Source organism: Ruegeria sp. H3, from assembly GCF_056533095.1.
Genome location: NZ_JBQFOD010000018.1, coordinates 62,653 through 76,476 on the forward strand (window position 1 = coordinate 62,653; position 13,824 = coordinate 76,476).

The 13,824-nt window shown below is 55.2% G+C and carries 8 protein-coding genes; 2 read left to right on the forward strand and 6 right to left on the reverse strand.

The genetic code is table 11. The features are described from left to right. Nucleotides 1-59 precede the first annotated feature (59 nt). A complete protein-coding gene (putA, locus tag ACR0JE_RS17575; RefSeq protein WP_480865089.1) occupies nucleotides 60-3,533 on the reverse strand; it encodes a bifunctional proline dehydrogenase/L-glutamate gamma-semialdehyde dehydrogenase PutA in 3,474 nt (1,157 codons plus the stop codon). A 142-nt stretch (nucleotides 3,534-3,675) separates the two neighbouring features. On the opposite strand from putA, the gene ACR0JE_RS17580 reads away from it, so the two are divergent. Continuing rightward, a complete protein-coding gene (locus tag ACR0JE_RS17580) occupies nucleotides 3,676-4,140 on the forward strand; it encodes an Lrp/AsnC family transcriptional regulator (protein WP_480865090.1) in 465 nt (154 codons plus the stop codon). Nucleotides 4,141-4,374: 234 nt separating this feature from the next. Here the strand turns inward: ACR0JE_RS17580 and ACR0JE_RS17585 are convergent, their stop codons facing one another. The 4 genes from ACR0JE_RS17585 to ACR0JE_RS17600 form a co-directional block, all read right to left on the reverse strand. Next, nucleotides 4,375-5,154, reverse strand: a complete 780-nt coding sequence (locus ACR0JE_RS17585; protein ID WP_480865091.1) for an IclR family transcriptional regulator — start codon at nucleotides 5,152-5,154, stop codon at nucleotides 4,375-4,377. An 11-nt stretch (nucleotides 5,155-5,165) separates the two neighbouring features. Next, nucleotides 5,166-6,524 carry a TRAP transporter large permease gene (locus tag ACR0JE_RS17590; protein ID WP_480865092.1) on the reverse strand — a complete coding sequence of 453 codons (1,359 nt, stop codon included), beginning with the start codon at nucleotides 6,522-6,524 and terminating at the stop codon, nucleotides 5,166-5,168. Next, nucleotides 6,524-7,189 (reverse strand): TRAP transporter small permease subunit, encoded by a 666-nt coding sequence (locus tag ACR0JE_RS17595; RefSeq protein WP_170535419.1) that lies wholly within the window; start codon nucleotides 7,187-7,189, stop codon nucleotides 6,524-6,526. Before ACR0JE_RS17595 ends, ACR0JE_RS17590 begins: the two co-directional genes overlap by 1 nt. Before the next feature lie 68 nt (nucleotides 7,190-7,257). Next, complete coding sequence (locus ACR0JE_RS17600) at nucleotides 7,258-8,496, reverse strand: TRAP transporter substrate-binding protein (RefSeq protein WP_480544567.1); 1,239 nt, start codon at nucleotides 8,494-8,496, stop codon at nucleotides 7,258-7,260. A gap of 109 nt (nucleotides 8,497-8,605) precedes the next feature. Here ACR0JE_RS17600 and ACR0JE_RS17605 point away from each other — a divergent pair, with 109 nt between their 5' ends. After that, nucleotides 8,606-10,201 (forward strand): GMC family oxidoreductase, encoded by a 1,596-nt coding sequence (locus ACR0JE_RS17605; protein ID WP_480865093.1) that lies wholly within the window; start codon nucleotides 8,606-8,608, stop codon nucleotides 10,199-10,201. 52 nt (nucleotides 10,202-10,253) lie between these two features. Here the strand turns inward: ACR0JE_RS17605 and ACR0JE_RS17610 are convergent, their stop codons facing one another. Continuing rightward, on the reverse strand, nucleotides 10,254-13,292 hold the full coding sequence (locus tag ACR0JE_RS17610; RefSeq protein WP_480865094.1) for an AAA family ATPase: 3,039 nt from the start codon (nucleotides 13,290-13,292) through the stop codon (nucleotides 10,254-10,256). Nucleotides 13,293-13,824 lie beyond the last annotated feature (532 nt).

Sequence of the window (13,824 nt, forward strand, 5' to 3'; positions counted from 1 at the left end):
GATTATCTATCGTCTTTGTCAAGCAATGCCGCAGCTTTAGCCGCCTGAGAACACAAACATCAGCTGGCCTCTGCAAGCAGGCTTGCATTACCGCCTGCGGCCGTGGTGTCGACACAAACGTGGCGCTCCATTACGCAGCGTTCGCCGAAATCGCTCTCAGTAGCCAACGGGATAAGGGCGCCGTCGCGATCTGCTAGCGCTTTTCTTATGGCACGCTGTTCAACCTCTGATCCCCAGTAAACGACGAGGTCAAAGCCACGGAGCGCGGTAAGAGAAGCCGGGTCGAGTACACCGTCTATTGCGACGATGCCTTGTGCACCCGGTGTGACCGTGATTGGAGCGCAGCCATGTGCGCGTACAATCGACGCCTGCTGCTGTGCTGCAACAAGATTTGGCCCCAAGCACAGAACCTTACCACGACCAAAGGTCGACAGAACGTTGGATTCTCCGGTTGGTCCTGGCAACTCAGAAGTACTGAGCGCCAGCCTTTCAGGGGCCGCTGTTGCGTCAATCGCTTTCTGAACATCGGCCAGCGACGCCATGGTTCCGATTTCGGCTGGAAGCTGGCTGGAGGTGCCTTGGGTAAAGCGTTTGACATAAGAGGGGCCGCCTGCTTTTGGCCCGGTTCCTGAAAGACCCTCGCCCCCGAACGGTTGCGATCCAACGATCGCGCCAATCTGATTGCGGTTGATGTACATGTTGCCTGCGTTCACACGCGATGTGACCTGCTCGATCCGATCATCAATCCGCGAATGCATGCCAAACGTCAGACCGAACCCGGTTTGGTTGATCGCATCGACAACATGGTCCAGCTCCGATGCTTTGAAGGTCGCGACATGCATGACCGGGCCAAAGACCTCTTTTTCCATGTCGCCGATACCCGAAACGCGCAGAACGGTGGGCGGCACAAATGTGCCTGTGTCGGGAACAGCAAGCTGTTTGAGGACACGGCCCTGACGGCGTGCAACCTCGATATAGTCCAGGATTTCTTTCTGCGCCCCACCCTCGATGACCGGACCGACATCTGTGCTTAGATCCCAAGGGTTGCCGATGACCAGTTCGTCCATCGCGCCATAAAGCATTTCCAGAACCGTATCTGCGACATCTTCCTGAACATAGAGGATACGCAGGGCCGAACAGCGCTGACCAGCGGACTGGAACGCCGATGCGACAATGTCCTTGATCGCTTGCTCGGGCAGCGCCGTGGAGTCGACGATCATGGCGTTCAACCCGCCAGTTTCTGCGATCAGCGGGGCACCGGGTTCGATCTTTTGGCTCATTGCGCGGTTGATGGTCTGGGCTGTGAAGGTCGAGCCTGTGAAGCACACACCGTTGACGCGGGGGTCAGACGTCATTTTGGCGCCGACAACGGAACCACGGCCGGGGATCAATTGCAGACTGCTGATAGGCACACCCGCCTGATGCATCAAGCGAACTCCGATTGAGGCGATGATTGCCGTCGGTTCGGCGGGTTTTGCAATCACGCCGTTACCTGCTGCAAGTGCCGCCGCGATTTGGCCCGAGAAAATCGCCAGAGGGAAGTTCCAGGGCGAAATACACGCGATCACCCCGCGCGCCGGGCGGTTCAGCTCCAATGCGCGCGCTGCGTAGTAGCGTAGGAAATCGACGGCCTCGCGCAGCTCGGCAATGGCGTCCATCGGGGTTTTACCGGCTTCTCGGGTCAGGGCTGCGAAGATTTCGCCGAAGTTCTCCTCGTACAGATCCGCAGTCTTATTCAGAACCTCTGCGCGCGTTTGGGCATCCGCGCTCCAGGCCTTTGCCGCGCTCAGCGCTGTTTCCATGTCTTCTGCAGCGGCCTGCTTTGCAGTTCCCAGCTTGTCCGCGTGATCAGCCGGGTTGATTACGTCAAGAACGCGGTCACCGGTGACCTCACCTTCGATGATCGGGCCGACATTCCAAACGGTGTTTCGGAAGGGGGTGCGGGCCTGTTCAATCTCTGCCAGATCGGTTGTGTCATGCAAATCCCAACCGCGCGAGTTCGGGCGTTCGGTCCCGTACAAGGCATTCGGCATCAGCACAGATGAGTTGCGGTCGGGGGTGGCAATTGTTTCGAACGGATCGGTGGCGATGGCTTCGGCCGGAACAGCCTCATCTACGATCTGGTTTACGAAGGAAGAGTTTGCGCCGTTTTCCAGCAACCTGCGGACCAGATAGGCCAGAAGATCGCGATGCGCGCCAACCGGAGCATAGATACGGCAGCGGGTGCCTTCGCCTTCCAGCACCAGATCGTGCAGTGAATCCCCCATGCCATGCAGGCGCTGGAATTCAAACGCGCGCTTGTCATCAGCCATTTCCAGAATGGCCGCGACCGAATGTGCATTGTGCGTGGCAAATTGCGGATAGATGCGATCCGTCATCTCAAGCAGTTTTTTGGCGCAACAGATATAGGAGACATCGGTTGCTGCTTTTCGGGTGAACAGGGGGAACCCGCCAAGCCCTTCGACCTGTGCCCGTTTGATTTCGGTGTCCCAATAGGCGCCTTTGACCAGACGCACCATGATCTTGCGATCAAGTTCGGTGGCCAGCGCGTTCAGCCAGTCCAGCACATGAGACGCACGTTTTCCGTAGGCCTGAACCACAACCCCAAAGCCATCCCAGCCTGCCAGCGATGGATCACGCAGAACGGCTTCGATCACGTCAAGCGAAAGGTCGAGCCGGTCAGCCTCTTCCGCGTCAATATTCAGGCCCATGCCGGCGTATTTCGCTTGCTGTGCAAGTTTCAGTGTCAACGGCACCAGCTCGGCCATGACCCGGTCTTTCTGACCAACTTCATAGCGGGGATGCAGCGCTGACAGCTTGATCGAGATGCCCGGGTTTTCGCGAATATCCTTGGAACGGCATTCCCGTGCCAGAGCGGCAATGGCGTCCTGATAGGCGATAAAGAACCCCTTTGCATCTGCTGCCGTCAGTGCAGCCTCACCCAGCATGTCGTAAGAATAGGTGTAACCCTGCGCTTCTTTCTTCTCGCCGCGCTTAACCGCCTCTTCGATGGTTTGACCCAGAACGAATTGAGCCCCCATTTCTTTCATCGCACGTCCGACAGCCGCGCGGATCACCGGCTCACCCAAGCGTTTTACGGCGCCTTTCAGGGTCGCAACAAGGCCGCTGCCTTCCTGAAGAACCTTGCCGGTCAGCATCAGCGCCCATGTCGACGCGTTGACCAGTGAGGAAGAGGAGTTGCCAAGGTGCTGGCCCCAGGCCGAAGGTGCAATTTTGTCTTCGATCAGGGCGTCGATCGTATCTGCATCCGGCACGCGTAACAGCGCCTCGGCCAGACACATCAGGGCAACGCCTTCGCTGGTGGACAGGCCGTATTCGGCCAGAAAGACCTCCATCAAGCCGGGTTTGTCGTCGGCCCGGATCGATTTCACCAGAGCAATTGCACGGTTGCGCGCTGCTGCACGATCAGATGCTGTCAGTTCAGCCGCTTGGGTGAGTTCTCTCAGAACCTCGGATTCGTCACGCAAATGGTTCTGGCGAATTCGGTTCCTGATTGTAGCCAACTCTGACATTGCAGCTCTCCTGAGTTCTTTGCGCTTTGACGCTTGCCGCGTAGGATATCAGAGTTCCAGAATTCGTGTTGCCTAAAGAAGGGTATGGAGGTAAAAAAAAGTACTGAAATTACTGAAATATGCAGGCATAACGGCGGCAATAGTGGACAAGAATAGGCAATTAGATCGCTATGATCGCGCAATCATTGCGATTCTTGCGCGGGAAGGTCGAATACCTGTTACAGAGTTGTCTGTGCGGGTTGGTTTATCAAAAACCCCATGCCAGATCAGGCTGAAACGCTTGCAGGAAGATGAGATCATCCTTGGTTTTCAGGCCGTAATCAATCCGGCCAAGATGGACCTGGAGCAAGTGGCCTTTGTCGAGGTCAAGCTGTCCGATACGACCGAGCCCGCTTTGTCCGCTTTCAATGCAGCGGTGCGCAAGGTGCCAGAGGTTGAACAGTGCCATATGATTGCGGGGGCATTCGATTATTTGATCAAGATCCGTACATCGAACATGAGGACATTTCGCGAAGTGCTGGGAAAAACCATCTCGTCCCTGCCTAACGTCGCCAGCACGTCGACCCATGTCTCAATGCAATCTGTCAAAGACAGCGAAACATTTTAGGCACAGCTGTAAACGCGACACTGGTATACGTGATATGTGGCTTTGAAATTTTCCGATTTGCTGGCGTTTGAGTCGGTTTGTCAAAAGATGATGAAACCAAAACTGATGGCCTTTCGCTCATCGATTGCGGCGATTGATCTGCACCGTATCAGATCGGTGGATCAGGCCCATCAGCGGTTCACGTTGACAAATCAGTAGATCAACTGGCGTCGTGATGGGTATTTATGAAATGGATCATTCTGCCAGAAGCGCCGAAAGATCAGTCGCGCCTTTCTGTAAAATCTGCAAGAAAGACATCAGGCTTTCTACGTCATGACGCTGAGTTGGCGCATGAACGGAAAGTGTTGCAACCAACCTGTCCTGCCCATCCTGAACAGGCACCGCAAGAGCGGTCATCCCGGTCATGAACTCTTCATCATCGGTGGAATACCTGTTGCCGGCGATACGTTGGATTTCTGTGCGTAAAGCATCGGGATCGGTCAACGAGCGTTCGGTCTGCGGTTGCAGATTGCCGGCGGAAAGAAAGCCGTCCAGTGTCTTTTGCCGCAATGTGGAAAGGTACATCTTTCCGCTGGCGGTGCAATGAAACGGCACTTGTGTACCGACGGGCAATTGAATGCGCAAAGGCCATTTGGTTTCGACCCGGTCCAGATAGATCATACCTTCACGGTCCGGGGTGGCGAGATTGCAGGTCTCACCCACTTGTTCGGCGACGCTGCGCAAGATCGCCAGACGCGCTGTACGCAGGTGCTCGGAAGACATCGTATTGACTGAAAGCAATCTTAGCCGGTGGCCGGGGCCATATGAGCGGCCATCCAGATCACGCTGCAGGAATCCTTCGGCCTCGGCGGTTTGCAATAGGCGGTGGACCGTTGGTTTTGCCAATCCCAATGCGTCGATAAGATCAGATGGTTTAACGGCAACCCCGCGCCGCGCCACCTCCTCTAGTATGAGGAGAAGGCGCAAGTTGGTCGGGATCTGAGTTTCTTTTTCTTGTGTTTCCGTCAGGGCCATCCCGCAACAGTCTAGTTATTTGGCAGCAGGATCAAGGCCAGATCGGGCACAAGTGAAACCAAAATCCATACTGACAGCAAAGATACCAGATAAGGCACGGTGTATCTGAGCAGCCGGAAATAGGGCACTCCGGTCACACCCGAAGCGACATACAGGTTCAACCCGTAAGGCGGTGTGATGAAGCCGATGGACGCGCCGACCAGGAAGATCACCGAGAAGTGGATGGGATCAATCCCAACCGAGGCTGCAATCGGGGCCAGGATCGGGGCTAGGATGATCGTCACCGGTAGACTTTCCAACACCATGCCGGAGAAGAAGACGATTACCATCGAGGTGAACAAAACCGCATGATAGCCACCCATTGAGGTTACGAAGTTACCGATAGTTTCCTGTGCGCCAAGCAAAGACAGGATTTGCTGCATCACGACTGAAATTGCGATAAGTGGTGCGAGGATACCTGTGATCTGCGCCGATCGGATCACGATCGAAGGGATTTCCGGAATTGTGAACCCTTCGACAACGAACATCTCGGCAAAGGTTTTTTCGGTGGGTGGAATGTCATTCCGCGCGCCCATGATGCGGTTGATCGGATAGCTGACGAGTCCCGCGATGACGCAGAAGCCTACGGTCACGCCCGCCGCCTCAGTGGGGGAAAATTTGCCAGTGTAGATGCCCCACAGCACCAGGCCAATGGCGAAGAAGCCAAGCCAAGCTCCGAACGCGGTTTTTAGCACCCGGTTCAGTTGCAGCGGGATCAAGTGGCCCCAGCCATTCATGCGGCAGATGATCCAGCAGGCAAACTGCATGCCAAAGACCATCAGCGCGCCGGGCAGGATACCTGCGACGAACAGCTCAGAAATCGGCAGGTTCATCAGGAATCCGTAGACGATGAAGATAATCGAGGGAGGAATGATAATCCCCACCGTGCCGCCCGCCGCAGCGGTTGCCGCGCTGAACCGTTCGTCATAACCACCCTTCACCATCTCCGGATGCAACATGGAACCAATAGTAGCGGTGGTTGCAGAATTTGATCCTGAGATTGCAGCGAACAATCCGCAAGCGCCCAATGACGCCATCGCAAGCCCGCCGCGTATCCATCCGAGACAGGAATAGGCGAAGTCGCTAAGCCTTCGGGCGATACCAGACTTGTTGATCAGGTCACCTGTCAAAATGAAGAGGGGCATCGCCAGAAGGGCAAAGCCTTTATTGAAAACATTCAGAAGCTCTGCGCCCATGTTGTCCAGCGTCAGGCCAAGGACAAAGGAACAGCCGATGACCCAGTAGCCGATGACCAGCAGAACGGGCACGCCCAGCATGAAAAGGAAGGTGACCCCCAGCGAGATCAGTGTAACCATGGTTCCATCTGTCATCAGTCTGCTCCGATCACGGCTTGCTTGATCAGCGGCTCGCCTGTTTTCCAATTGTGCAGATCGTCGGCGAGGTTTTGAAACACCCGTCCAACCATCAGAAAGAACGAAAGCGGTGCGGCCAGAAGGAACCACCACTGCATGATGTTGTCAGTCCCCAGGACAATCTGGAAGTTCGAAGCCGACAGCGCCACCAACCGCGTGGTGGTCACGATGACGATCACCGCAAAGATGAACCAAAGGACCGCGTCTAGGATCAAACAGGCCAGTTGACCGGCGCGGGGCATGGAGGTGCGGAATTCACTAAAGCTCAGATGTGTACGCAGGCGGACGTTGTAGGAGGCACCGAACCATGCCATCACCATGAACAGCAGCGGCGGAATGGTCGTTGACCAGGGTTCTTGATCGTTGAACACAAACCGGTCAATCACGCCCCAGAAGATGATGAAGGCAATCGCCAGGTAGGAATAGACCATCACGGACCGTTCAAAATGGCGTTCAACAAAGGGCACTTTCCGGTAAACCCACATGATGAGAAGCCCACCCAAGGCCGCGACGATTGCGCCCAAAACCCATGTCGCGTCGGATTCCAGTGCAGATTGTATCTCGAATGAATCAAAGGTGAGAAGAGCGCTAAAGATTGCGCCTATGTCTGCCCAAAATGACATGAGCCCCGTCCTCCCAGTCGGTGTTTTGTGGAACCGGCCCAAACGGGCCGGTTCTTGAAGAGCTTAGATTAGGCTTGGCCCATCCACCAACGGCGCGGCTCGACATTTTCGGGCAGGGTGTCAGCCGGAATTTCACGCGCGATGTCGTAGATTTCCTGATAGGTGTCGATGCCACCGGCCCATTTGTTCAAACGCTCGCGCCACTGTGCCCAGGGTTCGGGGTTGTAGTTGGGCGCGCACATCTCTTCGGCCAGTTTGATCTGGTCATCGGCCAGGAAGGCCGGACGCACACCGTTCTCGGCGAAGATCGTATTCGGCAATTGCGGCTCTGAGAAGCCAACCGTGTTCAACAATGCAGCTTCATTGGCGCCCTGAATCAGAGCCTGCGTAAAATACGAGGACTCCATGACTGCGTCCTGCAAATCACCACCCAGGCTGTCGAACACCTTGGCCGACATCGAGGTATGCTCGGTACCGCAGAAGAACTTCAGGTTCACCGACTGTGAAACCACCGGTGCCATGTTGGCGTAGGCCACGGCTGAGGCCCATGTCTCGGCCCCGTCAATTAGGCCGGTCTTCAACGCGTCCAGGGTTTCTTCCCAAGCGACAGGCACAGGGTTCAGATTCAGCAATTGCATGGCAATCCGGCCCAGCTGTGTACCTGTTACACGGTTTTTTGTGCCAAACAGTTCTTCCAGCTTGGTAACGGTTGGCTTGTCGGCAAAGTTCGAACCCATTTGCAGACCACGCAACTCGCAATGGGTGAACAGGAATTTCAGCCCATGCCGTTTCTCAAGCGGATCGCGCAGGATGCGTTGGCTCGCGGGGCTGTAGAAGAAGTGATACTGCGCTGCGCGGCTTGGGAACATATAGGCATAGTCCAACACGTTCAGATAGGGTGCGCCACCTGCAGAGTTCTGAGTTGAGGCTGCATAGATGTCGACGATACCCTGCTGAGTCTTCTCGACACAGCTCAGCTGACCGCAGATTTGGTTATCGCCGATGAACTCAATGCGAATCTCACCGTCCGTACGCTCTTCCAGATCACGCGCAAACTCGATGGCTCCGGCGCGTTCGATCAGAAGGTTGCGGGTGTTGAAGCCAGAAGCGCCGAATTTCAGCGTGTGCTTCGGCTCTTTTGAAAAGCGCTTTTCATAGGTTGACTCAGCGGCTTGCGCCAAATTCGCCAGGCTCATCGCGCCGCCGAACCCGCCTGCTGCTAGCAGCGTCGAGCTCATGCCATAGCGTCCGGCCACACGGAAGAAATCCCGCCGCGAAATACCACTTAGTTTCTGACCAATCTCCATTGCTTACCTCCCTGATCGCAAATAATGAGACTATTTGTATCAAAAAATGCTAGTATAATTCTTGCATCTTGCATAGAGTTTTTTTCAGCGACTTTGGGAGGAGGCAGTCATGGAAGTGGATTATGCGGTTGTTGGCGCGGGGTCTGCGGGCTGCGTTATTGCCAATCGGCTTAGCGCTGATCCCAAGAGCACAGTTGCTCTGCTAGAGGCCGGCGGGCGCGATACAAACCCGTGGATTCACATTCCTGTTGGGTACTTCAAAACGATGCACAATCCGTCAGTCGACTGGTGTTATCGCACCGAACCCGACCCCGGCCTGAACGGTCGGTCCATCGACTGGCCGCGCGGCAAAGTCTTAGGTGGCTCATCTTCGCTGAACGGGCTACTATATGTCCGCGGACAAAAAGAAGACTATGACCGTTGGCGCCAGATGGGCAATGAAGGCTGGGGCTGGGACGATGTGTTGCCCTTGTTCAAACGCAGCGAAGATCAGGAACGGGGCGTGGATGAGTTCCACGGTGTTGGCGGGCCATTGTCTGTGTCGAACATGCGCATTCAGCGCCCAATCTGTGATGCATGGGTCGCCGCCGCGCAGGCCGAAGGCTACCCCTTTAATCCCGACTATAACGGCGCCGAACAAGAGGGCGTTGGGTATTTTCAGCTGACCACGCGCAATGGTCGCCGTTGTAGTGCTGCTGTCGCCTATCTGAAGCCCATTCGCGATCGCCAAAACCTGAACATCATCACCAAAGCTTTGGTATCGCGCGTGATCCTGGACGGCAAGAAGGCCGTCGGGTTAGTGTACCGTGATAGATCTGGGGTGGAGCACACTCTGAAAGTGCGACGCGAGATTGTCCTGTCGGGTGGTGCGATCAACTCGCCCCAGATTTTGATGTTGTCAGGGATCGGAGACCCGGATCACCTCAAGGAAAACGGCGTTGAACCGCTGCACGCGCTGCCGGGTGTTGGCAAAGGTCTTCAGGATCATCTTCAGGCTCGGCTGGTCTTCAAATGCAATGAACCTACACTGAATGATGAGGTGCGCAGTCTATTCAATCAAGCGCGTATCGCCTTGAAATACGCCCTTTTCCGCGCGGGCCCGATGACCATGGCGGCCAGCCTGGCCACAGGTTTCATAAAGACCCGCCCAGATGTCGAAACGCCGGATATTCAGTTCCATGTCCAACCCTGGTCCGCCGATAGCCCGGGGGAGGGCGTGCACCCGTTTTCAGCCTTCACAATGTCTGTTTGCCAGTTGCGCCCGGAAAGCCGTGGGGAGCTTAAGTTAAACGGCCCTGATCCATCCACGCACGTAAAAATCATTCCGAACTACCTATCAACAGAAACCGATTGCCGTACCATGGTCGATGCGGTGAACATCGCCCGGCGGATCGCCAAACAGAATCCACTTGCCTCGAAAATCTCTGAGGAGTTTCGACCATCGGCAGAGCTGAGCCTTGACGACTATGAAGGTACATTGGATTGGGCCAGATCGAACACCGCATCAATCTATCACCCTACCGGTACCTGCGCGATGGGACAGGCCGAGACATCGGTTGTTGATGCCAAACTGAAGGTCCATGGAATATCGAACCTGCGCGTCGCGGATTGCTCGATCATGCCCGAAATCGTCAGTGGCAACACCAATGCACCGGCGATTATGATCGGTGAAAAAGCGAGCGATCTGATAATGGTTGATGCCTGATCTACGGGCTGGCCAGAGCCGGGATTCGCCCCAACAGGCGGGTAGACCAAAACTACTCTAGAAATAGCTTGAATGAAGGATGACGTTCCGCGCCGCTTGGCATAATCTTTTGAATTGCTAACAGAACTTCTTCGGATGAAAACAGTTGCAGACGTCTGCGGCTGTCTAGAATATGGGCCAGCCAGGCAAGTGCCCTGATATCTCGGGCCATTTGTTCTGCGTGGTCCAAATCTCTCACCAGTACATCTGCAGGTGCTTTTGCCAGATAGCGAGATTCCGCGCGCAGCCGCAGAATTTCGGGCCAGATCATCGTGTTGCCCTGGGCGTTTTCGGGCGTGTCAATCGTTGCCCACAATCCTTCGGCGTCTTCATGTCGCCCCACGCACGCATAGGCATGCGCGAGCAATGCTTCGTGGTATCTGGTCAAAAATCGAATGCCCAGAGCCTCAGCCCCCGCGATGGCGGCTTCCAAGTCAGCCAGCGCCGCGGCGGGGCTTTCGTTGTGGTAGCGCGCAGCAGCCATCCAGAGATTTGCGCCGACAATCCAAAAGGGCTGCCCAAATGTTTCAGCCAGCGACTTGGCCTGTTCCAGTTCGTCGCGGATCGGTAGGCCGCTTGGCGCGTAACAACGTGCTGCTGTGCGGAAAACGCGAATATATGGGACAAGTGGCGCAACATCCAACCGTTCCCCATGCGCGCGGGCCGAGGCCAACGCTTGCTCCCAGCCATCAGCATCACCCGCGATAAAGCGCCCGTGCGCCCGGAATAGATGGACCAGTTCCAGACAATCCATCGAATAGGTCATTACATGCAGCTTATGTTGATCAAAGTCATACAGTTCGGCGGTGCGCTGATAGGATGCTTCTTGCTCGGCGAATTCACCAAGGCTGAAGCTCGTAACCGATCGTGCGCAGTTAGAAACAACGCCCAGCTTGGGATCGACTTTGGCGATGTGTTCCATGCGCTCAACCATCCGCACGGTGCCCGACACATCTGACAAGGTGTAAGCGTGAGTCCATATGCCCCACGCAATCTGGAATTCAAGCTCACCACCCCCGGCGATAGCTTCGCACAGTGCCAGTGCGTTGCCATAAGCCGCTGCCGCACGAGGGGATCCAAACCCCCCCTGCTGGACCAGCGCGTTGCCAAGTACAAATTCGGTCGACATTTCCAGGCGATTGCGCAGATCCTGGTCTTCGATTTTCTCTAGTAGCCCCTTGGCAATTTTCGCGACACGCACGCTTTCGGCGATCTCACCGCGCATGGTTGCGACCTGAGCGGCCTCGGCCAGTTTAGGGATGGCTTGCGCATAGTCTTCGCACCCAATCAAGTGCTTTGCTTCGATGATAGGATTGGCCTTCAGAGATTCAGGTGCGATCGCCCGATAGGTCTGCAGCGCGTCCCCGTGCAGCTTGCGGGCGCGCGTGTTCAACATAGATGTGACCACCGCATCGCGCAGCAGTGCATGATCGAACGCAAGCTCGTTGGTACCCCTTTGCCGAAGCAAACTGCGATAGACAAGCGTGTCCGTAGTCTTTTGGACCTCGTGCACTGGTTTGTTCATCATGGCAGCAGCCACGTCCGTTGTTGCATAGTCCTGCAGGACGGCGACGACCTCGACCAACTGCCTTTCATCCTCATCGACATCCAGCCGTTGCTGCAGTGCTTCTATCAGGGTTTGTGGTATGGCTGCCTCGATACTCGCTTGCGGCTGCTCTAGCAGGGTCATCGTGTAGTGGTACACATAAAGCGGTATGCCATTCGCGCGTTCGATTATTTTTTCGCGCGTCGATTGGTTGAGCCGGTTATCTGGATCGAGAAATCCTATCAGTCTACCCGCATCGTGATCTGCAAGTGGGGTCAGATCGATACGCAAGTCTGCTTCTACCTGCAGATTTCGCCCTTCCAGCCTGTGTGTCGCCAACAAAAACAGCGGCTGGTTGCGAAAAACCTGCGAAAGCACGGTAAGGAATGCAACAGAATCCTCATCAAGCCATTGGGCATCGTCGATGAACAGTATGAGTGGTCCCTTGGCAAGCTCGCGTTCGAGTATTGCTTGTAATGCTTCTGTAATCCGGCCTTGGCGGACGATTGGCGCGACAGGTATTTGCGACATATTCAAGAGGCGCTGAAGACCGTCTAGCATACCTTCCGGGGCCCATTCCTCGAGGGAAGCGGCGGGGTCCTTTCCGTTCTGCTCTTGAGCGATCAACGTACGTATCGCGGCGTTGAAACATGCAAAACTTTGCTCGCTGCGGTGAAGGGATCCCACGACGCGTATGACGTTTGCATTCGGAACTGACGTTAGGAATTGCTCGGCCAGCATTGTCTTGCCATAGCCTCCGGGGGCCATAACGTCTGCAAATGCAAATCGGCCCGAAACAGCGTCTGCATAACAGGTGCTGATCTGGCTTATCAGGTCAGAGCGGCCCAGCAATGGCTGTCCGACCGGGTTCAATTCCACTTGCCCGTCCCATAGCGCGGGTTGATCCTGAAAACCTTGTTGGTCATTCAGGATACTGCCTGTCGCCAGCATGGCCTGATCACTGGTCAGGTGCGGAACGTCAATCGCCCAAACATCAATTGGATTGCGAAAGCCTTTGAGCGCCGTCTCACCAACGTCTCTAAGGTTAAGCGCCGCCTGATCAATGGACCGCCTGACTTCGGATGAAAAGAAGATGCTGCTTGGGCTCGCCAGTGATTGCAGCCGCGCAGCGCGGTTCACCGCGTTACCGATAGCCAATGCTTCCTGAGCCGCCTCGCCAGCGCGCACAGTGTTTACAACGCTCCATCCGGTTGCGACGCCACAGCAGGCTTGCAGAAGCTTTCCTTTTATCTTCAGAGCGGAGGCGATTTCGATGATCTTAATTGCGCAAACAACTGCGGTGGCGGCGCTGTTTTTGATCGACCTTGGATAACCAAAATAGGCCATGGCGCCGTCGCCCATATATTTCGCAACAAAGCCGCCTGCGTTCTGGATTTCCTGCTGGCACTGGCTTTGAAAGCTCTGGATCACCTCGAACATGGCTTCACTACCAAAATGCTGTGTTGCATCCGTAGAACCAACGAGATCAACGAAGAGAACGGTCATGTATTGTGATCTTGCTTCGCTGGTTTCTCCGATACGGGCACCGCAGCTTGAACAGAAATTCCCACCAGCCTGGGAAGGAACTCCGCACCGCTTACATACAACTTCACTCATCCGGCCAGCTTCCTCAGGGTCTTTTTGACTCTGCACACAGGGAAACAAGTATTGGTTACAGCGGCGTCGTTCTGAAAAGCATCAAAACCAAGACATTTAGGTATCTAAATCCCAATTCGGGGCCAGAATCCGGGAATGAGATATCTGATTGCACGTTCCCCCATTTGTGCGATCTTCCAAATATGCACGGCTCAATCATCGAGGCCAAAGCATAGCGTATTACGATATAATGCTTTAAATTTGATAGATTGTCGACAAATTCGAAACACTGATGAAGGCGATTGTTCGGCCAGTGTATCTATGGTTGCTGTGATCCGATCCGTATCGTGTTTAGGCTCCAGACTCATTGATTTACAGCCAGAACAGTACGGTAGCTGCTAGAGCGATGGCCGAAAGGAATACCTTTGGGCATCTGTCATAT